25 protein-coding genes and 1 pseudogene are annotated in these 23,773 nt (G+C 61.1%); 1 reads left to right on the top strand and 25 read right to left on the bottom strand.

Annotated elements, in window-relative coordinates; all coding sequences use genetic code 11:
• Nucleotides 1-36 precede the first annotated feature (36 nt).
• The 16 genes and pseudogenes from HX811_RS05755 to HX811_RS05680 all read right to left on the bottom strand — a co-directional run bounded on the left by HX811_RS05755 (nt 37) and on the right by HX811_RS05680 (nt 16,138).
• The gene (locus HX811_RS05755; protein WP_003210642.1) at nt 37-840 is read right to left on the bottom strand and encodes a CheW domain-containing protein; all 804 of its coding nucleotides are present in this window, start codon (nt 838-840) and stop codon (nt 37-39) included.
• 151 nt (nt 841-991) lie between these two features.
• On the bottom strand, nt 992-1,780 hold the full coding sequence (locus tag HX811_RS05750) for a ParA family protein (protein ID WP_003210643.1): 789 nt from the start codon (nt 1,778-1,780) through the stop codon (nt 992-994).
• Nucleotides 1,781-1,831: 51 nt separating this feature from the next.
• Nucleotides 1,832-2,719, bottom strand: coding sequence for a flagellar motor protein MotD (gene motD / locus HX811_RS05745; protein WP_003210644.1), 888 nt, complete (start codon nt 2,717-2,719; stop codon nt 1,832-1,834).
• A 15-nt stretch (nt 2,720-2,734) separates the two neighbouring features.
• Entirely contained in the window at nt 2,735-3,475 is a 741-nt protein-coding gene (locus HX811_RS05740; RefSeq protein ID WP_003210645.1) for a flagellar motor protein, read from the bottom strand.
• Nucleotides 3,475-4,596, bottom strand: a complete 1,122-nt coding sequence (locus HX811_RS05735; RefSeq protein ID WP_008434810.1) for a chemotaxis response regulator protein-glutamate methylesterase — start codon at nt 4,594-4,596, stop codon at nt 3,475-3,477. The genes HX811_RS05740 and HX811_RS05735 overlap by 1 nt, the downstream gene beginning before the upstream one ends.
• 49 nt (nt 4,597-4,645) lie before the next feature.
• On the bottom strand, nt 4,646-6,856 hold the full coding sequence (locus HX811_RS05730; protein WP_177019592.1) for a chemotaxis protein CheA: 2,211 nt from the start codon (nt 6,854-6,856) through the stop codon (nt 4,646-4,648).
• Between the two features lie 11 nt (nt 6,857-6,867).
• Nucleotides 6,868-7,656 (bottom strand): protein phosphatase CheZ, encoded by a 789-nt coding sequence (locus HX811_RS05725; RefSeq protein WP_003214538.1) that lies wholly within the window; start codon nt 7,654-7,656, stop codon nt 6,868-6,870.
• A gap of 18 nt (nt 7,657-7,674) precedes the next feature.
• Complete coding sequence (locus HX811_RS05720; RefSeq protein ID WP_005790040.1) at nt 7,675-8,049, bottom strand: chemotaxis response regulator CheY; 375 nt, start codon at nt 8,047-8,049, stop codon at nt 7,675-7,677.
• A gap of 170 nt (nt 8,050-8,219) precedes the next feature.
• On the bottom strand, nt 8,220-8,960 hold the full coding sequence (fliA, locus tag HX811_RS05715) for an RNA polymerase sigma factor FliA (RefSeq protein ID WP_008434817.1): 741 nt from the start codon (nt 8,958-8,960) through the stop codon (nt 8,220-8,222).
• Nucleotides 8,957-9,790, bottom strand: coding sequence for a flagellar synthesis regulator FleN (fleN, locus tag HX811_RS05710; RefSeq protein ID WP_003192912.1), 834 nt, complete (start codon nt 9,788-9,790; stop codon nt 8,957-8,959). The genes fliA and fleN overlap by 4 nt, the downstream gene beginning before the upstream one ends.
• Nucleotides 9,791-9,910: 120 nt before the next feature.
• Complete coding sequence (flhF, locus tag HX811_RS05705; protein ID WP_003214543.1) at nt 9,911-11,227, bottom strand: flagellar biosynthesis protein FlhF; 1,317 nt, start codon at nt 11,225-11,227, stop codon at nt 9,911-9,913.
• A gap of 11 nt (nt 11,228-11,238) precedes the next feature.
• Complete coding sequence (gene flhA, locus HX811_RS05700) at nt 11,239-13,353, bottom strand: flagellar biosynthesis protein FlhA (protein ID WP_023659255.1); 2,115 nt, start codon at nt 13,351-13,353, stop codon at nt 11,239-11,241.
• Nucleotides 13,354-13,742: 389 nt separating this feature from the next.
• Entirely contained in the window at nt 13,743-13,949 is a 207-nt protein-coding gene (locus HX811_RS05695; protein WP_177027722.1) for a cold-shock protein, read from the bottom strand.
• Nucleotides 13,950-14,206: 257 nt separating this feature from the next.
• Nucleotides 14,207-14,302 (bottom strand): annotated as a pseudogene (locus tag HX811_RS31945) (hypothetical protein); the annotation flags it as partial.
• Between the two features lie 141 nt (nt 14,303-14,443).
• Nucleotides 14,444-14,698, bottom strand: a complete 255-nt coding sequence (locus HX811_RS05685; RefSeq protein WP_177045161.1) for a bacteriocin immunity protein — start codon at nt 14,696-14,698, stop codon at nt 14,444-14,446.
• A gap of 6 nt (nt 14,699-14,704) precedes the next feature.
• Nucleotides 14,705-16,138, bottom strand: coding sequence for an S-type pyocin domain-containing protein (locus HX811_RS05680; RefSeq protein ID WP_256344388.1), 1,434 nt, complete (start codon nt 16,136-16,138; stop codon nt 14,705-14,707).
• 103 nt (nt 16,139-16,241) lie between these two features.
• Between HX811_RS05680 and HX811_RS31940 the strand changes: the two genes are divergently transcribed.
• Complete coding sequence (locus HX811_RS31940) at nt 16,242-16,484, top strand: DUF6124 family protein (protein ID WP_256344387.1); 243 nt, start codon at nt 16,242-16,244, stop codon at nt 16,482-16,484.
• 155 nt (nt 16,485-16,639) lie between these two features.
• Here the strand turns inward: HX811_RS31940 and flhB are convergent, their stop codons facing one another.
• The 9 genes from flhB to HX811_RS05635 all read right to left on the bottom strand — a co-directional run bounded on the left by flhB (nt 16,640) and on the right by HX811_RS05635 (nt 23,595).
• Nucleotides 16,640-17,776, bottom strand: a complete 1,137-nt coding sequence (gene flhB, locus HX811_RS05675; RefSeq protein WP_008430191.1) for a flagellar biosynthesis protein FlhB — start codon at nt 17,774-17,776, stop codon at nt 16,640-16,642.
• A gap of 3 nt (nt 17,777-17,779) precedes the next feature.
• Complete coding sequence (fliR, locus tag HX811_RS05670) at nt 17,780-18,556, bottom strand: flagellar biosynthetic protein FliR (protein ID WP_003214551.1); 777 nt, start codon at nt 18,554-18,556, stop codon at nt 17,780-17,782.
• A gap of 13 nt (nt 18,557-18,569) precedes the next feature.
• Nucleotides 18,570-18,839: a flagellar biosynthesis protein FliQ gene (gene fliQ, locus HX811_RS05665; RefSeq protein ID WP_003214552.1), complete on the bottom strand. Its 270-nt coding sequence runs from the start codon at nt 18,837-18,839 to the stop codon at nt 18,570-18,572.
• Nucleotides 18,840-18,842: 3 nt separating this feature from the next.
• Nucleotides 18,843-19,586 carry a flagellar type III secretion system pore protein FliP gene (fliP, locus tag HX811_RS05660; RefSeq protein ID WP_003214554.1) on the bottom strand — a complete coding sequence of 248 codons (744 nt, stop codon included), beginning with the start codon at nt 19,584-19,586 and terminating at the stop codon, nt 18,843-18,845.
• On the bottom strand, nt 19,586-20,020 hold the full coding sequence (gene fliO, locus HX811_RS05655) for a flagellar biosynthetic protein FliO (RefSeq protein ID WP_023659254.1): 435 nt from the start codon (nt 20,018-20,020) through the stop codon (nt 19,586-19,588). Before fliO ends, fliP begins: the two co-directional genes overlap by 1 nt.
• A gap of 1 nt (nt 20,021) precedes the next feature.
• Nucleotides 20,022-20,489 carry a flagellar motor switch protein FliN gene (gene fliN, locus HX811_RS05650; protein WP_003214557.1) on the bottom strand — a complete coding sequence of 156 codons (468 nt, stop codon included), beginning with the start codon at nt 20,487-20,489 and terminating at the stop codon, nt 20,022-20,024.
• 34 nt (nt 20,490-20,523) lie between these two features.
• On the bottom strand, nt 20,524-21,492 hold the full coding sequence (fliM, locus tag HX811_RS05645) for a flagellar motor switch protein FliM (RefSeq protein ID WP_003214559.1): 969 nt from the start codon (nt 21,490-21,492) through the stop codon (nt 20,524-20,526).
• Between the two features lie 9 nt (nt 21,493-21,501).
• A complete protein-coding gene (gene fliL / locus HX811_RS05640; RefSeq protein ID WP_003214560.1) occupies nt 21,502-22,002 on the bottom strand; it encodes a flagellar basal body-associated protein FliL in 501 nt (166 codons plus the stop codon).
• 222 nt (nt 22,003-22,224) lie between these two features.
• A complete protein-coding gene (locus HX811_RS05635; protein ID WP_177045157.1) occupies nt 22,225-23,595 on the bottom strand; it encodes a flagellar hook-length control protein FliK in 1,371 nt (456 codons plus the stop codon).
• Nucleotides 23,596-23,773 lie beyond the last annotated feature (178 nt).

The raw sequence follows: 23,773 nt of genomic DNA, 5'->3' as shown, positions 1-23,773 counted from the left end.
TGTTCTTGGGCAGCGCCGTAGCGCTGCTGCTTGTTATCAAGTGCGTTTGTTCAGCGGCATGGCTTTTACCGCGCCGCTGGCAATCAACTCCGCCAGTTCGGCGACATCCAGCAACGCGCACATGTGCTCGATCACAGTGCCCGCCAGCCATGGCCGCTGGCCACGGTGGCTGCGCCATTTGATTTCGTTCGGGTCCAGGCGCAATGAGCGGCTGACCTGATGCACCGCCAGCCCCCACTCGTAGCCCTGGACCGAAATAACGTATTGCAGGCCCTGGCGGAAGTCATCGCGGTAGCGGTCGGGCATCACCCAACGCGCGGTGTCCAATACCTTCAAGTTGCCCTGCTGGCTCGGCAGGATCCCGAGGAACCAATCCGGCTGGCCGAACAACGGCGTCAACTCCTGGCCTTCCAGGGAGTAGATCGACCCCAGGCACACCAGCGGCACCGCCAGGGTCAGCCCGGCGACATCGAACAGCAAACATTCGAACGGCTCCGCAGCCCACACCGGGCGACCGTCGCCCTGTACCGGCGGCGGCGTGATGCTCGGCGGGAGGTGAACCTCAACCACCGGCTCCACCACTACAGGCGCAATCACCACAGGCTCGACGGGCACAGCAACCGGTACAGGAACGGCTACGGGAACCACCAACGCATCACGGGCCTGCTCTTCCAGGACCGCCAGCTGAAACTCGTCCAGGGCAGCAGGTTCAGGCTCGATGACTTCATCGAGGATCAGAATCGGCTCCGGCATGTCCTCGGTGGCGTCCTGGAGCAAAGCGTCCAGGTAGGACTCCAGCGCCAGTTGCGGCCGGGTCTTGAAATCAACGGGACGGTTCATCTGTATGCCCACGCGCAAGCCCCATCAACCCTGTATTCAGAGGTTATCGGCCTGTGAGTGTCCGGACTTGAATCGAGAGCCGGTTTGGTCAGGAAAACCGCGGCGTCTGCATCGCTGGCAAGCCAGGCCCCTACAGGGCTGTTTATGACCATCACGCCACCTGCGCCACAAGTTGCTGGGACAACAGGTGCTTGAGCAACGCCCGATACGCCAGCACCCCACGGCTCTTGCCGTCGAACTGCGACGGCGTCAGCCCTGCCCGGCTCGCATCCCGCAGGCGCGTGTCCACCGGGATGTAGCCTTGCCAGATGGTGTCCGGATAAGCATCGCGCAATACCCGCAAGGTGCCGAGGGACGCCTGGGTACGGCGGTCAAACAGGGTCGGCACGATGCTGAACGGCAGCGCTTGCTTGCGCGAGCGGTTGATCATCGCCAGGGTGCTGACCATGCGCTCCAGGCCCTTGACGGCCAGGTGCTCGGTCTGCACCGGGATCACCAGCTGTTGGCTGGCGGCCAGGGCGTTGACCATCAGCACGCCGAGCAACGGCGGGCTGTCGATGATCGCGTAGTCGAAGTCCTGCCACAGCTGCGCCAGGGTCTTGGCGATCACCAGGCCCAGGCCGCTCTGCCCCGGCGACTGGCGCTCAAGGGTGGCCAGGGCGGTGCTGGACGGCAACAGCGAGATCTTTTCATTGCTGGTAGGCAGCAACAGTTGCCCCGGCAAGTCGGCCGGCACGCTGCCCTTGTGCAGGAACAGGTCGTAGCAACTGTGTTCCAGGGCATCCGGGTCATAGCCGAAATAGCTGGTCATGGAGCCGTGGGGGTCCAGGTCGACCACGACCACACGCTTGCCGGCCTCGGCCAGCAAGCCGGCCAAGGCGATGGACGTGGTGGTTTTACCGACACCACCCTTTTGATTGGCAACTGCCCAGACTCTCATTCGGATTGTTCCTCCCGGCAGGCACAGGCTCGACCGAGAAATTGCATGGGGTTATAGAGCCGGTGACGGAGAATTGACGGCACTCCCGCGAACCGGCGCCTTTACGGGCGCTGGTGCAGTTTGTGTGCCAGCCCGCTTCAAGGCGGCATCCGGTGTTGCATTGGCAGTGCCGGTACCGGTCAGGCTGCGGCGCACGTCCAGGTTGCGCGACACCACCAGCACCACCCGACGGTTGCGCGCACGGCCTTCCGCCGTGGCGTTATTGGCCACCGGCTGGAACTCGCCGTAACCCACCGACGCCAGGCGCCCGGGGTTCACACCCTGCATCGCGAGCATTCGTACAATACTCGCCGCCCGGGCCGAAGACAGCTCCCAGTTGGTCGGGTACTGCGCGGTACTGATCGGCAGGTTATCGGTAAAGCCTTCAACGTGGACCGGGTTTTCAAACGGCTTCAGGATCGCCGCCACCTTGTCGATGATGGTAAACGCCTGGTCGCTGGGCATTGCATCGGCACTGGCGAACAGCAGGCTGGAATTGAGCTCGATCTCGACCCACAACTCATTGCCGCGCACGGTCATCTGGTTGGAGCTGATCAGGTCGCCAAAGGCCGCGCTGATGTTATCGGCGATGCTTTTCAGCGGGTCGCTGGTGCCACCGATGCCGGCGGCGGTTTCATCGCTGTCGTTGACCAGCGGCTTGGCCGGGGTCACGGTCTTGGGGCGTTCTTCGCCAATGGGTATCGGCTTGAGGGCGCGGTCAGCGTCGTTGAATACGCCAATCAGCGCCTGGGAAATGACTTTGTACTTGCCTTCGTTGATCGAGGAAATGGAGTACATCACCACAAAAAACGCGAACAGCAACGTAATGAAGTCGGCGTAGGACACCAGCCAGCGTTCATGGTTGACGTGTTCTTCAGGCTCGCGGCGGCGACGGCTCACAACAAATACCTCCCATCAATCCATGAAGCCCTGGAGCTTCAATTCGATGGAGCGCGGGTTTTCACCCTCGGCAATCGAGAGGATGCCTTCGAGCAACATCTCGCGATAACGCGACTGGCGCAGGGCGATCGACTTGAGCTTGCTGGCCACCGGCAACAACACCAGGTTGGCACTGGCCACGCCGTAGATGGTGGCGACGAACGCCACGGCAATCCCGCTGCCCAGTTGCGACGGATCGGCCAGGTTGCCCATCACGTGGATCAAGCCCATCACCGCACCGATGATGCCGATGGTCGGCGCGTAGCCGCCCATGCTTTCAAAGACTTTGGCAGCGTTGATGTCGCGGCTTTCCTGGGTGTAGAAGTCCACTTCGAGGATGCTGCGAATCGCTTCCGGCTCGGCGCCGTCCACCAGCAGTTGCAGGCCTTTGCGTGCGTAGCTGTCGGGCTCGGCATCGGCCACGCCTTCCAGCCCGAGCAGGCCTTCCTTGCGCGCCGTGAGGCTCCAGTTGACCACGCGGTCGATGCCGCCCGGCAAGTCGACACGCGGCGGAAAAATAATCCAGATGAGGATCTGCATCGCGCGCTTGAACGAACTCATGGGCGACTGCAACAACGCCGCGCCCACGGTGCCGCCGATCACGATCAACGCCGCCGGGCCGTTGGCCAGGGCGCCCAGGTGGCCGCCTTCGAGGTAGTTGCCGCCGATAATCGCGACAAACGCCATGATGATGCCAATCAGGCTCAATACATCCATCAGAGGCAAGCCTCCACCAGGTGCTTGCCGATGTCGTCCAGGCTGTAGACGGCGTCGGCCAGGTCGGCCTTGACGATGGCCATGGGCATGCCATAGATCACGCAGCTGGCTTCATCCTGGGCCCAGATCGCGCTGCCGCCCTGCTTGAGCAGGCGCGCGCCTTCACGGCCGTCGGCGCCCATGCCGGTCAACACCACCGCCAAAACTTTGTCGCCGTAGGATTTGGCCGCAGACCCGAAGGTGATATCCACACACGGCTTGTAGTTTAGGCGTTCGTCACCCGGCAGGATTTTGATCGCACCACGGCCATCGACCATCATTTGCTTGCCACCGGGGGCCAGCAGCGCCAGACCCGGACGCAGGATGTCGCCATCCTCGGCTTCCTTGACGCTGATGCGGCACAGCTTGTCCAGGCGCTCGGCGAACGCCTTGGTGAACGCGGCCGGCATGTGCTGGATCAACACGATCGGCGCCGGGAAGTTCGCCGGCAATTGGGTCAACACCCGCTGCAAGGCCACCGGGCCGCCGGTGGACGTACCGATGGCCACCAGTTTGTAGGCCTTGCGCTTGGGCGCAGGTGAATGTGCGGCGGGCGCAGCCGTACGCACCGGGGCGGCGGCCGGGCGCGCAACCGGTGCCGGCGCCGGGCGACCAAAGGTGCTCGGGGCGGCCGGTGGCGGCGTAACGGGTGCGGGCGCCGGCGCACTGAACAGGCTGCGACGGTTACTGCGGGAGATGCTGTGCACCTTCTCGCAGAGCATCTGCTTGACCTTCTCGGGGTTGCGCGAGATGTCTTCGAAATTCTTCGGCAGGAAGTCCACCGCGCCGGCATCCAGCGCATCCAGGGTGACCCGGGCGCCTTCGTGGGTCAGCGAGGAGAACATCAACACCGGCGTCGGGCAGCGCTGCATGATGTGCCGCACCGCCGTGATGCCGTCCATCATCGGCATCTCGTAGTCCATGGTGATCACGTCCGGCTTGAGGGCCAGGGCCTGATCGATCGCCTCTTTGCCGTTGGTGGCCGTGCCGACCACCTGGATATTGGAATCCGATGAAAGAATTTCCGAGACGCGGCGGCGGAAGAAACCCGAATCGTCCACCACCAGGACCTTGACTACCATAAACACTCCGTTAGGCCGGGCGAGGGACAACCGCCCTGCCCGGGCCGAATCAAATACGCCGTGCGGCGTAACGCTTGAGCATGCTCGGAACATCCAGAATCAGCGCGATCCGACCGTCACCGGTAATGGTCGCACCCGACATGCCCGGGGTTCCCTGCAGCATTTTGCCCAAAGGCTTGATGACCACTTCTTCCTGGCCCACCAGTTGATCGACCACGAAGCCGATACGCTGGGTGCCCACGGAAAGAATCACCACATGGCCTTCGCGCTGCTCTTCATGCTTGGCCGAAGCCACCAGCCAGCGCTTGAGGTAGAACAGCGGCAACGCCTTGTCGCGCACGATCACCACTTCCTGGCCGTCCACCACGTTGGTGCGCGACAGGTCGAGGTGGAAGATTTCGTTGACGTTGACCAGCGGGAAGGCGAACGCCTGGTTGCCCAGCATCACCATCAGGGTCGGCATGATCGCCAGGGTCAACGGCACCTTGATGACGATCTTCGAGCCCTGGCCCTTGGTCGAGTAGATGTTGATCGAGCCGTTGAGCTGGCTGATCTTGGTCTTCACCACATCCATGCCCACGCCACGGCCCGACACGTCGGAAATCTCGGTCTTGGTGGAGAAGCCCGGGGCGAAGATCAGGTTGTAGCACTCGGTGTCGGTGAGGCGGTCGGCGGCGTCCTTGTCCATCACCCCACGCTTGACTGCAATGTTGCGCAGTACCGTGGGGTCCATGCCTTTGCCGTCATCGGTGATCGACAGCAGGATATGGTCGCCTTCCTGTTCGGCCGCCAGGATCACTTTGCCCTGGCGGTTCTTGCCCGAGGCTTCGCGCTCTTCCGGCGTCTCGACACCGTGGTCGACCGCGTTGCGCACCAAGTGGACCAGCGGGTCGGCCAGGGCCTCGACAAGGTTCTTGTCGAGGTCGGTTTCTTCACCCACCAGTTCCAGGTTGATCTCTTTCTTGAGCTGGCGTGCCAGGTCGCGAACCAGGCGCGGGAAACGGCCGAAGACTTTCTTGATCGGCTGCATCCGGGTCTTCATGACGGCGGTCTGCAGGTCTGCGGTGACCACGTCGAGGTTCGACACGGCCTTTTGCATGGCCTCGTCGCCACTGTTCAGGCCCAGGCGCACCAGGCGGTTACGCACCAGCACCAGTTCGCCGACCATGTTCATGATGTCGTCCAGGCGCGCGGTATCAACCCGCACGGTGGTTTCGGCTTCACTGGCCGGTTGCTTGTCCGGGGCCGGGGCAGCCGCGGCAGCCCGGGCCGGTGCTGGAGCCGGAGCCGGAGCCGCTTTCGCTGCGACAGGCGCGGCAGCCTTGGCGGCAGGAGCCGGTGTTGCGACAGCTGCGGCAGCAGCCGGTGCAGCAGCGCCGACCACTTCGGTGAACTTGCCCTTGCCGTGCAGTTCATCCAGCAGGGCTTCGAATTCGTGATCGGAGATCAGTCCATCGGCGGCCGGCGCAGCAGCGGGTGCCGCAGGCGCGGCGGCCGTTGCGGCGACTTCCGGCAGAGCCTCGGCGGCAAACGAGCCTTTGCCGTGCAACTGGTCCAGCAGCGCTTCAAATTCGTCGTCGGTGATTTCATTGCTGACGGGCGCCGCGGCTTCCGTTGGCGCTGGCGCTGCGGCCACCGCGTCCGGGGCAAACTGGCCCTTGCCGTGCAACTGGTCGAGCAACGACTCGAACTCGGCGTCGGTAATGTCTTCGGTGGTCGGCACCATGGCCGGCGCACTGGCTGCCGGCGCTTCGGCTTCGGCCTTGACGGCGTTCAGCGAGTCCAGCAGTTGTTCAAATTCGCTGTCGGTCACGTCGCCCGCAGGCTCGGCAACCGGCTCAGCCACTGCTTCCACCACGGGAGCGTTGGCCGCAGGTTCCGCCAGGCGCGCCAGGGCGGCCAGCAGTTCCGGCGTGGCGGCAGTGATCGGTGCGCGCTCGCGCACTTCACTGAACATGCCGTTGACCGCGTCCAGTGCTTCCAGGATCACGTCCATCAGTTCCGAGTCGACGTGCCGCTCACCCTTGCGCAGGATGTCGAACACGTTCTCGGCGATGTGACAGCACTCCACCAGCTCGTGGAGCTGGAGGAAGCCGGCGCCCCCTTTTACAGTATGAAAACCGCGAAAAATTGCATTGAGCAGGTTCGCATCATCCGGTCGGCTTTCCAGCTCGACCAGTTGTTCGGACAGTTGCTCTAAAATTTCGCCGGCCTCTACAAGGAAATCCTGAAGGATTTCTTCATCGGCGCCGAAGCTCATGGGTGTGCTCCTTAGAAGCCTAAACTGGACAGCAAATCGTCTACGTCGTCTTGCCCGGATACAACGTCTTCACGTTTATCGGCATGAATCTGCGGACCTTCACCCTTGGCGAGGTGTTTTTGTGGATCTTTTTCAGAAAGGATCGCTGCGCGGTCATGTTCGATGCCGGCAAACCGGTCGACCTGGCCCGCCATCAACACCAGTTTGAGCAGGTTGCTTTCCACTTCGGTGACCAGTTGGGTCACACGCTTGATCACCTGACCGGTGAGGTCCTGGTAATCCTGGGCCAGCAGAATGTCATTGAGGTTGCTGGAAACCGTGCGGTTTTCCTGCTCGCTGCGGGACAAAAAGCCCTCGACCCGACGCGCCAGCTCACGAAACTCCTCAGCGCCCACTTCCCGACGCATGAACCGGCCCCAGTCAGTGCTCAGGGCCTTGGCTTCACTGGCCATACCGTTGACCAAAGGCGTGGCGTTTTCCACCAGGTCCATGGTGCGGTTGGCCGCCGCCTCAGTCAGCCTGACCACGTAGGACAGGCGTTCGGTGGCATCCGTGATCTGCGAGATTTCCTCGGCCTGGGGCATGTGCGGGTCAATCTGAAAATTGACTATCGCACTGTGCAACTCACGGGTGAGCTTGCCCACTTCCTGGTACAGGCCGCGGTCACGGGTCTGGTTGAGCTCATGGATCAACTGCACCGCGTCGCCGAACTGGCCTCTTTCAAGGCTTTCGACGAGTTGATGAGCATGTTTTTTCAGGGTCGACTCAAAGTCGGCCTGCGATGATTCTTTATGCTCCATAGCTCCCCCGTGGCAGCATCAATGACCGATGCGTTCGAAGATCTTTTCGATCTTCTCTTTCAAGGCCAGTGCAGTGAATGGCTTGACCACGTAGCCGTTGACCCCGGCCTGGGCGGCTTCGATGATCTGTTCACGCTTGGCTTCAGCGGTCACCATCAGCACAGGCAGGCTGCGCAGTTTTTCATCAGCGCGCACGTGGCGCAGCAGATCGATACCGGTCATGCCCGGCATGTTCCAGTCCGTTACCAGAAAGTCGATGCTCCCGCTGTTGAGGATCGGAATCGCCGTAATACCGTCATCCGCCTCGACCGTGTTAGTGAACCCAAGGTCACGCAACAGGTTTTTTATGATCCGCCGCATCGTTGAGAAGTCATCAACGATGAGGATTTTCATGTTCTTGTCCAATTCGACCTCCAAGCAGTCTTAAACGCGCCCAGCACCTGGGCGCGCCATATCAATCAACAGGCGTTACACAAAAAGGACTACCGGGGGCGCACCACGGGCCAAGCCCGTCCGGGCGCAGGGCCTGGACGGTATCGTTCGCAGTGTCCCCACACTGCCTGTCAGCGCGCTCGCCACTCTCCCAAACGCCCCCGCAAGCGGGCCGCGCACTGGCTGTGTAACTGGCTGACCCGCGATTCGCTGACCCCCAGGACCTCACCGATTTCCTTGAGGTTCAGCTCTTCGTCGTAGTACAGCGCCAACACCAGTCGCTCACGCTCCGGCAAATTGGCTATCGCGTCCGCCAGCGCGCTCTGGAAGCGTTCATCTTCCAGGTCCCGTGACGGTTCGAGATGGGCACTCGCGCCGTCCTCGTGCAGCCCTTCATGTTCGCCGTCCTGTAAAAGGTCGTCGAAACTGAACAGCCGGCTGCCCAAGGTATCGTTCAAAATCCCGTAGTAATCGTCGAGACTCAATTGGAGTTCGGCCGCAACTTCATGATCTTTAGCGTCGCGACCGGTTTTTGCTTCAATTGAGCGAATTGCGTCACTCACCATCCGTGTATTGCGGTGCACTGATCGCGGCGCCCAATCACCTTTACGCACTTCATCGAGCATGGCCCCACGGATACGGATACCCGCGTATGTCTCGAAACTCGCGCCCTTGCTCGCGTCGTACTTGGTCGACACTTCAAGCAGGCCGATCATCCCGGCCTGGATCAAGTCCTCGACCTGCACGCTGGCAGGCAAGCGCGCCAGCAGGTGATAGGCAATGCGCTTGACCAGGGGCGCATAGCGCTCGATCAATTCGACTTGACTGTCACGTGCCGACTTCTTGTAAAGGTTGTAACCGCTGGCTGTCATAGCACCGGTCCTGCGCTCGTCTGATGCACCAATCGCTCGACGAAAAACTCCAGATGCCCCCGGGGATTGGCGGGCAACGGCCAGGTATCGACCTTCTGGGCAATAGCCTTGAACGCCAATGCGCACTTCGAACGAGGGAACGCTTCATAGACCGCACGCTGCTTTTGCACGGCCTTGCGCACACACTCGTCGTAAGGAACTGCGCCAACGTATTGTAAGGCGACATCGAGGAAGCGATCCGTGACCTTGGTCAACTTGGCGAACAGATTCCGCCCTTCCTGCGGGCTTTGGGCCATGTTGGCCAGCACGCGGAAGCGGTTCATGCCGTAGTCGCGGTTGAGCAGTTTGATCAGGGCGTAGGCGTCGGTGATCGAGGTGGGTTCGTCGCACACCACCAGCAACACTTCCTGGGCTGCGCGCACGAAACTGACCACCGACTCGCCGATCCCGGCGGCGGTGTCGATCACCAGTACGTCGAGGTTGTCGCCAATGTCGCTGAACGCCTGAATGAGGCCGGCATGTTGCGCCGGACTCAGGTGCACCATGCTCTGGGTGCCGGAAGCCGCCGGCACGATGCGAATCCCGCCGGGGCCTTGCAACAGTACGTCGCGCAGCTCACAGCGGCCTTCGATGACATCGGCCAGGGTATGTTTGGGCGTCAGTCCCAGCAGAACGTCGACGTTCGCCAGCCCCAGGTCAGCATCCAGCAGCATGACGCGACGGCCAAGCTCTGCCAGGGCCAGGGACAAATTCACTGACACGTTAGTTTTTCCGACGCCACCTTTGCCGCCGGTCACCGCGATCACCTGTACGGGATGCATGCTGCCCATTTTATTTCTTTACCTTGTCTTGCTTAGACGCAGGCTACATAAGTTGGCCGCGCGAACTGCTGGCAGGCCATCGATGTAGATACTTTTCACTGTCATTTTTAAATAGAAAGCCATGATGCCTCAGCCAACTCGCTTGTTCGGGCTGTGGTAGAGGTCAGCAAACATGTCAGCCATCGCTTCCTCACTGGGTTCTTCCTGCATTTGCACGCTGACAGCCCGGCTGACCAACTGATGACGGCGCGGCAGATGCAGATCATCCGGGATCCGCGGCCCGTCGGTCAGGTAGGCGACCGGTAATTCATGACTGATTGCCAGGCTCAATACTTCGCCCAGGCTTGCCGTCTCATCCAGTTTAGTCAGGATGCAACCCGCCAGCCCGCAGCGCTTGTAGCTGTGGTAGGCGGCGGTCAATACCTGCTTCTGGCTGGTAGTGGCAAGCACCAAATAGTTTCTGGATTTGATCCCGCGCCCGGCCAGGCTTTCCAGCTGCATGCGCAGGGCCGGGTCGCTGGCTTGCAGGCCGGCGGTGTCGATCAGCACCACGCGCTTGCGCAGCAATGGGTCGAGGGCGTTGGCCAGGGACTGGCCCGGGTCGACGTGGGTCACCGGCACATTGAGGATGCGGCCCAGGGTCTTGAGTTGTTCCTGGGCGCCGATGCGGTAGCTGTCCATGCTCACCAGCGCGATGTTCTGGGCGCCGTACTTGAGCACGTAACGTGCGGCCAGCTTGGCCAGGGTGGTGGTCTTGCCCATGCCGGCCGGGCCGACCATGGCAATCACACCGCCTTCTTCCAGGGGTTCGATTTCCGGGGTGACGATCATCCGCGCCAGGTGGGCCAGGAGCATGCGCCAGGCCTGGCGAGGCTCTTCAATTTGCGTGGTCAGTTGCAGCAGGTCGCGGGACAACGGGCCGGACAGGCCAATGCGTTGCAGGCGACGCCACAGGTTGGCCTGTTGTGGCTGGCTGCCCTGCAACTGGTTCCAGGCCAGCGAACCCAACTGCACTTCCAGCAGTTCACGCAGGCCGTTGAGTTCGAAACGCATCGAGTCGAACACCCGCTGGTCTACCGCCGGCGCCGGGGCTGGCGCAGCAGGACGCGGTGGTTCAACAAAAGTCGGCTCTACCAGCGGCTCGGACGCGGTCAACGGCAGCCCGGCAAACAGCTGGCGATTGGTCGAGGCGTCGCTGTCGCCACGCATGCTCAGTTCAGCCTGGGCCGAGACAATGCGCGAAGCGGTCTTGCGCAGCTCGTCTTCCAGTTCCATGTTCGGCACGCGCGGCGCCAGGGCCGAGGGTTTGTAATCCAGGGCAGCCGTCAGCTCCACACCGCCTGCAATACGACGGTTACCGATAATCGCAGCGTCGGCGCCCAACTCATCACGTACCAGTTTCATGGCCTGACGCATATCGGCGGCGAAAAAACGCTTCACTTGCATATCCCACTACCTCAGCCGTTGGGCCCTACTGTCGCGACGATAGTCACTTGCTTATTGTCAGGAATTTCCTGGTAAGCCAATACGTGCAAATTCGGTATAGCCAGGCGTCCAAACCGCGACAACATCGCCCGGACGGGGCCAGCCACCAGCAGGATCACCGGATGGCCTTCCATTTCCTGGCGCTGCGCGGCCTCGATCAACGAACGCTGCAGCTTCTCTGCCATGCTTGGCTCCAGCAACACGCCCTCATCAGCGCCCTGCCCAGCCTTCTGAATACTATTGAGCAATATTTGTTCCAACCTTGGTTCCAAGGTGATAACAGGCAGCTCGGAGTCAAGCCCTACAATGCTTTGGACGATTGCACGCGACAATCCGACGCGCACTGCGGCCACCAGGGCGGCAGTATCTTGACTCTTGGCGGCATTGTTGGCGATAGCTTCGGCAATGCTGCGAATGTCCCGCACCGGCACCTGCTCGGCCAACAGCGCTTGCAGCACCTTGAGCAGTTGCGAGGTGGACAGCACACCCGGTACCAGCTCTTCGGCGAGTTTTGGCGAGGCCTTGGCCAGCAATTGCAAGAGTTGCTGGACTTCTTCGTGGCCAATCAGCTCGTGGGAGTGCTTGTACAGAATCTGGTTGAGGTGGGTGGCGACCACAGTGCTGGCGTCGACCACGGTGTAGCCCAGCGACTGCGCCTGGCTGCGCTGGCTGATTTCGATCCATACCGCTTCCAGGCCAAAAGCCGGATCTTTGGCGGTAATCCCGTTGAGGCTGCCAAACACCTGGCCCGGGTTGATCGCCAGTTCGCGGTCCGGGTAGATCTCGGCCTCGGCCAGAATCACCCCCATCAGGGTCAGGCGGTAGGCGCTCGGGGCCAGGTCGAGGTTGTCGCGAATGTGCACGGTGGGCATCAGGAAGCCCAGGTCCTGGGACAACTTCTTGCGCACACCCTTGATCCGCGCCAGCAATTGCCCGCCCTGGTTGCGATCCACCAGGGGAATCAGGCGGTAGCCGACTTCCAGGCCGATCATGTCGATCGGGGTCACGTCGTCCCAGCCCAGCTCCTTGGTTTCCAGGGCGCGGGCCGGCGATGGCAGCAGTTCCTGCTGGCGCGCCACTTCCTGCTGGGCAATCACCTTGATGTTGTTTTGTTTTTTCCAGAACAGGTAGGCACCGCCGGCGGCCATGGCGGCCATGCTCAGGAACGAGACATGGGGCATGCCCGGCACGATGCCCATGATCGCCATGATGCCTGCCGCCACCGCCAGCGCCTTGGGCGAGGCAAACATCTGCCGGCTGATCTGCTTGCCCATGTCTTCGGAGCCCGAAGCACGGGTCACCATGATCGCCGCAGCTGTAGATAACAACAGTGATGGCAATTGCGCCACTAAACCGTCACCGATGGTCAGCAGGGCGTAAACCTTGCCGGCGTCGCCGAAGGTCATGCCGTGCTGGAAGATGCCGACCGCCATGCCGCCGATCAGGTTGATAAACAGAATCAACAGGCCGGCGATGGCGTCGCCGCGCACGAATTTGCTGGCACCGTCCATGGAACCGTAGAACTCGGCTTCCTGGGCGACTTCAAGGCGACGGGCCTTGGCCTGGTTCTGGTCGATCAGGCCGGCGTTGAGGTCGGCGTCGATCGCCATCTGCTTGCCGGGCATCGCGTCGAGGGTAAAACGCGCGCTCACCTCGGAAATCCGCCCGGCGCCCTTGGTCACGACCACGAAGTTGATGATCATCAAGATCGCAAAAACCACGATACCGACCACGTAGTTACCGCCGATCACCACCTCGCCGAAGGCCTGGATCACCTTGCCCGCGGCGGCGTGGCCGTCCTGGCCGTGGAGCATCACCACCCGGGTGGAAGCCACGTTAAGCGCCAGCCGCAGCAGGGTGGCGATCAGCAGGATGGTCGGGAATACCGCGAAATCCAGCGGCCGCAGGGCGTATACGCACACCAGCAACACGACGACCGACAGCGCAATGTTGAAGGTGAAGAACACATCCAGCAGGAACGGCGGCATCGGCAACATCATCATTGCCAGCATCACCAGCAACAACAACGGCACACCCAGATTGCCTCGCGAGAGGTCAGTCAGGGTGCCACGGGCCGTGCTGAGCATTTGAGAGCGATCCACCGGTATTCCTCGTTTCCTTGAAGCAAACTTTTGACGCCGGGAAGCGTCCTGGAGGCGGTATTGCAAGAAGCCTTCCAACTTTTGCTTGAGGAAGCAGATCGGTCTCACGAACAGCGAAGGGCTACCGCCGTACACACATCACCTGTGGCGAGGGAGCTTGCTCCCGTTGGGCTGCGCAGCAGCCCCGGAACGGCTTGCGCGTTTACCTGAATCACCGCGCTAGCTTTATTGGGGGCGCTTCGCACCCCAGCGGGAGCAAGCTCCCTCGCCACACAAGCTCGTTCGCGGGAGATGGCGAAACGTCCGACAGGTATTTAGGGTTGCATTGCCGTCAAAGGCTGATCGCTCCCTGCGCGGAAACGATCAGTCCCTGCCTAGACCAGACGAACCTTTTCCGCTTGCAGTCCTTTTGGACCTTGCACCACCTCGAACTCAACGGCCTGGCCTTCTTCAAGCGTCTTGAAACCGTCGCTCTGAATGGCCGAGAAGTGGACAAAAAGATCTTCGCCGCCTTCTTGCTTGATAAAGCCAAAGCCCTTTTCTGTGTTGAACCATTTGACCGTGCCTGTAACCCTTGCCATTGCCGTTCTCCCGACATCTCGTGCGCAGACTGCATAGCGCAGCCAGCCTCATCACCTCAATCAAACCGCTAAAGGCAGGGGCATGGCTACTGTCAAAGTTGACAGGTAGAGGGGTTTGGCTGGAGGGATAAGGTGGCTGTCAGGACGCCTTCGCGAGCAAGCCCGCTCCCACATTTGACCGTGTACAGCCTGTAGAAACGCGGTCGAATGTGGGAGCGGGCTTGCTCGCGAAGAGGCCAGCAGAGGCACTACAAAACTCAGGAATCCCGACGCAAATCCGGCGGAATCGGCAGGTCTTTGAGCGGATCCGGCCGCTTGCCCTTGCCCGCGCGGTATAGGCGGATCTGATACACGTCGCGCGCGAACTCCAGACCACCACTTGCACGCAGTGGATGATTGCTCGCGAAAAACTCAAGGGCGCCGCGTTTACCCAGCAAGCACGCGTTATCGTTAACGAACTTCGCGAGCAAGCTCGCTCCTACAGTGTGGGGGTATCAAGCATCTTTGAAGCCCGGCAAACCCTGAGCAGCACGCCACGCCTTCACTGTCAGAGCAACTCCTTCGGCAGAGCTATCGTCACTTGGTTCAGGGTAGAAAATTAAGTCAGAACCATCCGGGTGCCCAGAGATCTGCCGAAATTGCTCAATCAATCCACCCAGGTCGGCATCAGTCCCACCCTTGTTGGCGATTAGTATTTGATTGATAAGGCTTACAAATTCTTCTTCTGTGTAATCAGTAATATTTGCCATATCTACTTACGACCTCCTGTGAAGATCAATATGATTTTTCGGGGTGTTTACCCTTAGATTGTCCACGTCATAAACGGCACCGCCATCAGCAATGCGCTCGATATGATGTATTTCGTAAGTGCTTCTTTGGCCCACAGAATCCTTGTCCCGAACAACAGGAGCGTTTCCGGTCGATAAACGATCCCGAGCACTCTGACTTAGCTGACCCAACAACTCAGGATCATTGCTTATAGCCATCCAGAACGCCTTCCGAAACGAATCAAAACTGCTGAAGTTCTTTCCCCGCAATTGATCAGCGATTCGTGTCGGAATGGGCGCTCCGAGCCCCGCACCAGCACCCGCTAACCAGGGACCTGCTACATCCTGCCCCCGCCCCGTCACAACCCCTGGCTGAAGGCGCACATTCATCACGATATACAGCGGCTTCACACCCGAATCCGCCGGAAACACGAGAATAAAATCCTTGTATTCAGGCGGGTAAATCGGGTTGACGATGATGTTATCCGCTTGCTCGGTCGGCGGGTAAATCCAGATGTTCGGAGCCTGCGGTGCGCCCTCCAATGGCGGAATACCCAAGGTGCTGGACGGATCAACCGCCGGCGTCCAGATCAGGGTCACCCCATCACCAAAGTCGGCCACTTGTTGGGCGCCCCGCGCCTGAAACTGCACAACCGGTATCATTTCCCAGTCAGGGCGTTTCTGGGTGTTGTATCCATACCCCTTCAAGGCCCCATCAGCTTGTTGCTCTACATACAACCGAAGCCGCGTACGGCCATTTTTCATCGAATGGAGCTGTTCGTCAGTGTACAAGCTACTGTCGCCAAGGCTCGAAGGCCAAAGCAACGCAACCAGACCGGCCAATGCGCTGCTGGCAACACCCGTCGTTACAGCACCGGCTGCCGCAGTACAAAGACCTCCACAGGAGGCTCCTGTAGTCGTCGCCGCCCCACCCAATCGCAGCGTTCCGAGCGCTGCCGGCAACTGGTTGCCCCTGATTTTCTTGAGAACGATGGTGCCCGCAGCGTCCGCCTCACGCCCACCCAGCAGGGCGAAGGTGCCGTAGTCGCCGACGGCCAAGGTGGGAATCGCCCCACTGAGATTCGTGTAGTCAATTGCACCATCAGGCAACGTACAGGGTTTGGTAAAAGTACAGGCCAATTGCTTTTCAATAGGAATAGGCCTTGGCAGGGCCCCGATTGGCTCAGCAGGTGGCGACTCTGACCTCTCTTGCGCACGTGCCGGGTGGTAGCCACTTTCCAGCCCCCTCCACCACCGGCCGCTTGTGTCTTGGCTCAATGGACTGAACGGCTCATCCAGCACCAGGAACCAGTTCCCATCCTCTACCGCCTCTAGCATCTGGCGCAATTTAAACTCAGATAACCTATTACGATAAACGCCGTAGCAACCAAAGGCGGTTTTCAATTCATCCAGCCCCGTCATGTGCAGGTCTCTCTCCAAAGACCAACGGACGTGACCCACTGCAAAAAATGGAGACTCGATCTTTTCAAAACCAATCCCTAATCGCTCACGATCTTGCCAGCGAATGAGTCGCTCCCACAACGCCCCCGTCGTGCTATTCAGCGTAATCGACGGCCTCAGCACCGAAGACCTGCTGGTCAACCTCACCGAAACACTGGCTTCAGCCCATGCGCTGACCTGCGACTTTGCCTTTGAACTGGAAGGATCGCGGCGGGAAGGCGCGCTGGGGATTGCACAGTTAATCGAGGTGGGGCGGTTGTTGGCTGATCGAGTGCTGGATGACATAGCGCCCTTGCCGGCGACTTAAACGTTGCCATAGGCAATTGCGAGATTTTTTGTTGCCTGGGCGGACGCCTTCGCGAGCAAGCCCGCTCCCACATTTGACCGCGTTTATACGGGATATACACGGTCAAATGTGGGAGCGGGCTTGCTCGCGAAGAGGCCAGGAGGGACGCTACAAAATCAGGAATCCCGACGCAAATCCGGCGGAATCGGCAGGTCTTTGAGCGGATCCGGCCGCTTGCCCTTGCCCGCCCGGTACTGGCGGATCTGATACACGTACGCCAACACCTGAGCCACCGCCAGATACAACCCGGCCGGAATTTCCTGGTCCAGGTCGGTGGAGTAGAAGATCGACCGCGCCAACTCCGGCGATTCCAGCAGCAGGATGTCATTGGCGACCGCAATCTCGCGGATTTTCAACGCCGTGAAATCACTGCCCTTGGCCAGCAACATCGGCGCCCCACCCTTCTCCGGGTCGTACTTGAGCGCCACGGCGTAGTGGGTCGGGTTGGTGATGACCACATCGGCATCGGGCACCGAGGCCATCATCTTGCGCTGGGACATCTCGCGCTGCAGCTGGCGAATCCGCTGTTTGACCTCGGGCCGGCCTTCCTGGTCCTTGTGCTCGTCGCGCACTTCCTGCTTGGTCATCAGCAGTTTCTTGTGGCTTTCCCACAGCTGGATCGGCGCATCCACCGCAGCAATGATGATCAGCCCGCAAGCCATCCACAGCGAGCTCCAGCCCACCACTTGCACACTGTGGATGATCGCCAGCTCGATCGGCTCATGGGCGATGCGCAGCAGGTCGTCGATGTCGGACGACAGCACCGTCAACGCCACAAACAGGATCAGGATGAACTTGGCCAAGGCCTTGAGCAGTTCCACCAGGGCCTTGGTGGAAAACATCCGCTTGAGCCCGGCCGCCGGGTTCATCCGGCTGAATTTGGGCGCCAGGCTGCCGGCGGCAAACAGCCAGCCGCCGAGGGAAATCGGGCCGATCAGGGCCGCCAGCAACAAGGTGATGAGGATCGGCTGCACCGCGAGGATCGCGATCTTGCCCGAGTGCAGCAGGTACAAGCCCATGGCGCCCGGGCTCAGCAGCACGTCGCGGGGCAGGGAGAAATTCAGGCGCATCAACTCCATCAGGTCCAGGGCCAGGCCACCGCCATAGATCAGTAGGCCGCCGGAACCGGCGAGCATGATCGCCAGGGTGTTGAGCTCTTTGGAGCGGGCAATCTCGCCCTTTTCCCGGGAGTCCTTTTTACGTTTCTCCGTGGGGTCTTCTGTCTTGTCCTGGCCACTCTCGCTCTCGGCCATGGCTTACCGCGCCCGCGCCAAGTCACGTAAAAACTGCAAGGCGTCGGTCGCCAGCGGTTGATACTGATTGAGAATGTCAGCCATGCCGACCCAGAAAATCCCCATGCCCAGCACCAGGGTCAACGGGAAACCGATGGAGAAGATGTTCAACTGCGGCGCCGCCCGGGTCATCACGCCAAAGGCGATGTTGACCACCAGCAGCGCAGTGATCGCCGGCAATACCAGCAGCAGGGATGCACCGAGCACCCAGCTCAAGCGCCCCACCAGCTCCCAGAAATGATTGACCACCAACCCGCTGCCCACCGGCAAGGTGGTGAAGCTTTCGGTCATCACCTCGAACACCACCAGGTGGCCGTTCATGGCCAGGAACAGCAAGGTCACCAGCATCGTCAGGAATTGCCCGATCACCGCCACCGACACGCCGTTGGTAGGGTCGACCATGGACGCGAAGCCCATGCCCATCTGGATCGAGATGATCTGCCCGGCGATCACAAAGGCCTGGAAGAACAGCGTCAGGGAGAAGCCCAGCAAGGCGCCGATGATGATTTGCTCGGCGATCAGCATCATTGCACTGAGGTCCAGGGCATTCACCGGTGGCATCGGCGGCAAGCCCGGCACGATGACCACGGTGATCGCCACCGCGAAATACAGGCGGATGCGCCGTGGTACCAGGGTGGTGCCGAACACCGGCATGGTCATCAGCACGGCCGTGACCCGGAACAACGGCAGGATGAACGAGGCCACCCAGGTGCTGATCTGGGTGTCGGTCAAGGCCAGCATCGAATTCACGGGGTCAGCCGATCAACTGCGGAATACTGCCGTACAGCTGCAGGATGTATTCCATGAAGGTTTGCACCAGCCACGGGCCGGCGACGATCAGGGTGATCAGCATCACCAGCAGGCGCGGCAAAAAGCTCAGGGTCTGTTCGTTGATCTGGGTCGCGGCCTGGAACATCGCCACCAACAGGCCCACCAACAGGCTCGGCACCACCAGCACGGCGACCATCATGGTGGTCAGCCACAGGGCTTCGCGAAACAGGTCGACTGCTACTTCTGGCGTCATGGCCTACACCCCACCGAAACTGCCGGCCAGGGTGCCGATAATCAGCGCCCACCCGTCCACCAACACAAACAGCATGATCTTGAACGGCAACGAAATGATCAGCGGCGACAGCATCATCATACCCATGGCCATCAGCACACTCGCCACGACGAGGTCGATGATCAGGAACGGAATGAAGATCATGAAGCCGATCTGGAACGCGGTCTTCAACTCCGAGGTCACGAACGCCGGCACCAGGATGGTCAGCGGTGCCATGTCGGGGCTGGCGATATCGGTACGCTTGGACAACCGCACAAACAACTCAAGATCGCTGGAACGGGTCTGCGACAGCATGAAATCCTTGATCGGGCCCTGGGCCTTGTCGATCGCATCCTGGGCGGTCATTTTCTCCGCCAGGTACGGTTGCAGGGCTTGCTGGTTCACCTTGTCGAACACCGGCGCCATGATGAACAGCGTCAGGAACAGCGCCATGCCGGTGAGGATCTGGTTCGACGGCGTCTGTTGCAGGCCGAGGGCCTGACGCAGGATCGAGAACACGATGATGATGCGGGTGAAGCTGGTCATCAGCATCACGAACGCGGGGATGAAGCTCAGCGCGGTCATGATCAGCAGGATCTGCAGGCTGACCGAATACTCCTGCGCGCCCGCCGCATTGGTGCCCAGGGTGATCGCCGGGATCGACAACGGGTCTGCTGCGTACGCCAGCGGCGCTGCCAGCAACAGCATGAGCGTCAATAAAACGCGCATTACTTCTTATCCTTCTGATCCTTGCCCAGCAACTCCATGAGGCGCTGGGCGAATTCCGGCGTGGCCGCTTGGGTCTGGGCCACTTCCACAGGCGACTTGAGCACGTGCAACGGGGTGATGCGACCGGGGGTGATGCCCAGCAGGATCTGCTCGTCGCCGACCTGCACCAGCACCAGCCTGTCCCGCGGGCCAAGGGCGCGTGAACCCACCAGCTCGATGACCTGGGCATTGCCCGGGCCGATGCGCTGCACGCGGCGCAACACCCAGGCGAGCACGAAGATCAGCCCCACCACCAGCAACAACCCCAGCACCAACTGGGTGAGTTGCCCGCCCACACCGCTGCCAAGCGCCGGCGCAGCCGCCTGGGCAACCGGTTCTGCTGCCATTACGCTCAAGGGCAGCGTCGATAACAGTCCTACCAATGAGCGCTTCATATCAACGCAACTTCTTGATGCGTTCGCTCGGGCTGATCACGTCGGTCAGGCGGATGCCGAACTTCTCGTTGACCACCACCACTTCGCCATGGGCGATCAGCGTGCCGTTGACCAGCACGTCCAGCGGCTCGCCGGCCAGGCGGTCCAGCTCGATCACCGACCCCTGGTTGAGCTGCAGCAGGTTGCGGATGTTGATTTCGGTGCTGCCGACTTCCATGGAGATCGACACGGGAATGTCGAGGATCACGTCCAGGTTCGGACCGTCGAGGGTCACCGGGTCATTGTTCTTCGGCACGCTGCCGAACTCTTCCATGGGAAGGCGGTTGCCGACCGGTGCAGTGGCTGCATCGGCCGCCAGCAGTGCATCGATATCGTCCTGGCCGACATCGCCGGTCTCTTCCAGGGCAGCCGCCCACTCGTCAGCCAGGGCCTGGTCTTCGGCGGAAGTGTTTTCGTGTTCGGTAGCCATTACATGTCCTCGGCGGAGCAGAAATTAAGGTGGATCAGCGACGGTTGATCGGTTCGATCACTTGCAACGCCAGGTTGCCTTTGTGAGAACCGAGCTTGACCTTGAACGACGGCACGCCGTTGGCGCGCATGATCAGTTCTTCCGGCAGGTCGACGGGAATCACATCCCCCGGCTGCATGTGCAAAATATCCCGCAAACGCAGCTGGCGACGGGCCACGGTGGCGCTCAGGGGTACGTCGACGTCCAGCAGGTCTTCGCGCAGGGCTTTCACCCAGCGTTCGTCCTGGTCGTCGAGGTCGGACTGGAAACCGGCATCGAGCATCTCGCGCACCGGCTCGATCATCGAGTACGGCATGGTCACGTGCAGGTCGCCGCCACCGCCATCGAGTTCGATGTGGAAGGTGGAGACCACAATGGCTTCGCTGGGGCCGACGATGTTGGCCATGGCCGGGTTCACTTCCGAGTTGATGTACTCGAAATTGACTTCCATGATCGCCTGCCAGGCTTCCTTCAAGTCGATGAAGGCCTGCTCCAGCACCATGCGCACCACCCGCAACTCGGTCGGGGTGAATTCACGGCCTTCGATCTTGGCGTGACGGCCGTCGCCGCCGAAGAAGTTGTCCACCAGCTTGAACACCAGCTTGGCGTCGAGGATGAACAGCGCGGTGCCGCGCAGCGGCTTGATCTTCACCAGGTTGAGGCTGGTGGGCACGTACAGCGAGTGCACGTACTCACCGAACTTCATCACCTGCACGCCGCCCACCGCCACGTCCGCCGAGCGGCGCAGCATGTTGAACATGCTGATACGGGTGTAACGGGCAAAACGCTCGTTGATCATTTCCAGGGTCGGCATGCGTCCACGGACGATGCGATCCTGGCTGGTCAGGTCGTAGCTTTTGACGCTGCCGGGCTCGGCAGCCATTTCGGTCTGTACCAGACCATCGTCGACGCCATGGAGCAGCGCATCGATTTCATCCTGGGACAGCAGGTCCTGCACGGCCATGTCGTGATCCTACTGCAATACGAAATTAGTGAAGAGCACCTGCTCGATCACCGGTTTGCCGACTTCCTTCTGGGCCACTTCCTGCACGCTGGCAGTGACCTTCTGGCGCAGCATTTCCTGGCCCACCGGGGTGGCGAGGGTGTCGAAGGGTTGGGCGGAAAACAGCATCACCAGGTTGTTGCGGATCACTGGCATATGCACCTTGAGGGCATCCAGGTCTGCCTGGTTACGCGCCAGCAGGGTAATGCTCACCTGCAGGTAGCGTTGACGGCCGTTCTGATTGAAGTTGGCGACAAACGCCGGCAGCATCGGCTCGAAGATTGCCGGTTGCTTGACGTTGGGGTTGACCTCGGCCGTGGCGGCCGGTTTGCTCTGGGCACTGTGCATAAAGTACCAGGTAGCCCCCACGGACAAGCCGATCGCCAGCAACAAGGCCAGGACAATCAGCAGGATAAGCTTGAGCTTGCCCTTGCCTGCGGGTGCTTTTGCTGCGTCGTCGCTCTTCGCCATGCCAATAATCCGTCACTATTCTGGGATTCATAGTTCTGGGGAAAGGCAAGAGCAAGTGTTATGCCAGAGTTGTCAGTTCGGTTACGGTTTCGCCGACACTGCAAAACCAATGTGGGAGCGGGCTTGCTCGCGAAAGCGGTGGATCAGCACCTGTAACTGTGACTGACACTCCGTATTCGCGAGCAAGCCCGCTCCCACATTTGATCATCGCCAGGCCTCGGATCAGGCGTAGTAGTCCACGGCACTGGAGCCAATCACCGACTGCACCACCGGCGCGGCCACTTCAGCCACCTCACCGATACCGCCGCCATCAACCCCATCACCCCGCCCGCCACTGCCGCTGACGCCGCGAGCCTGGTTCTGCTGTTGCTGGTCCTGGCCCTGCTGCCCCTGCCAGCCACGGGACTGGTCCGACACGTTGACGTCGACCTGGCCCATGCCCTGCTGGGCAAACATCTCCCGCAGGCGGCCCGACTGGCTTTCCAGGGCTTCACGCACCACCGCATGGCCGCTCATGAAGGTGACTTGCGCCTGCTGGTCGGCGGACATCTTCACGCTGATGTCCAGGCGACCCAGTTCAGCGGGCTGCAACTGGATCTCTGCCGACTTGAGGTTGGCGCTGGACAGGTACATGACCCGATTCACCACCTCATCGGTCCAGCCACTCTGGTGCATGGCCAATGGCGCGTTGGCCACCGGCGGCAGGGCATTCGCAGTTTTCGGCGTGGCAGCCTGGGTCAGCGCGGCGAGGCGGTTGGCGAAGTCATCGACACGGGTGTCGCTGCTGGCGTCCTTCAAATCCTTGAGGCCGCCGTCGATCAGACCGGCAAAGGCTTTGTCGCCGCCCTGGTCGGTGCTGTCCTTGGACGCTTGCTGGTCGACCATATTGGCCAGGCCTGTGACGAAGTTTTGCGCGGCGGTCGGCTGATCCTGGGTCGGGGCCGGGGCGGTTTTTGCCGGGGCCTGGCTGCTGGCGGACACGTGTCCGCCCTGTTCCATGGCCAGGCGCACGGCGGGCATTGCATCCAGCGGATCGGCCTCGGGGTCGAAGGCGGGCTTGGCGTCGTCGGTCGCGGCCATCGGTGGCGCCACGACTGGCTGGTTTTTGTCATCCTTCGCGGTGGTCGGCGTCGGGGTCTCGACGGGCGCCGGCGTAGCGGGGACGGGGACAGGGACTACCGCGGCTATCAGCGCCGGGTCTACGGCGGGGTCGACCGGAGGTTGCTGGGCCAGGGACGGATCGTCTGCCGGGGCATCGTCGTCTGACTTGGCGGTGGTGTCCGGGGTGTCCGCCTTGGCCGGCGGGTTGGCAGGCAAAGTCTTGCCGTTATCGGCAACCGATGGGGTACCGGCGGCAGGCTTGTCGTTGTTGGCGGCGGGCTTGGGGCTGTTGTCCGCAGGCTTGTCGCGGGTGGATTTGATGGGGGTGTCGACAGGTTTTGCCGCAGGCGCAGGGGCCTGGTTGGCGAACACCTGAGCGAAGCCCGGGGCCTTGTCCCGCGGGTTCGCAGCCACTGCCGGTGGATTGGCAGCGGGCGCTTGAGGCTTGGCCGCAGGGGCTGCCTGAAGGAGCGAATTCGGGGTGATTGCCATAGTCAAGAGTCTCCGCCGCACAGGGGTCGAGGGTGCGGTAACAGGAGGTAGAGCAAGAGTTGGGCCAGGTTTTGGTTTAAGGGTGTATATCCGTTATTTGGGTGAGGGCTTGTATGGGGTCTTGAGTGTTGAAGAGCAAAAGCAACAGCCAAATCAAAAGCGGGCACGGTCCAAATGT

The sequence above is a fragment of the Pseudomonas sp. F8002 genome (assembly GCF_013385495.1).
In the GTDB taxonomy this organism is placed as follows: Bacteria; Pseudomonadota; Gammaproteobacteria; order Pseudomonadales; family Pseudomonadaceae; genus Aquipseudomonas.
Note: the sequence above shows the minus strand (reverse complement) of the source record. Positions and strands in the feature narration are given on the sequence as shown.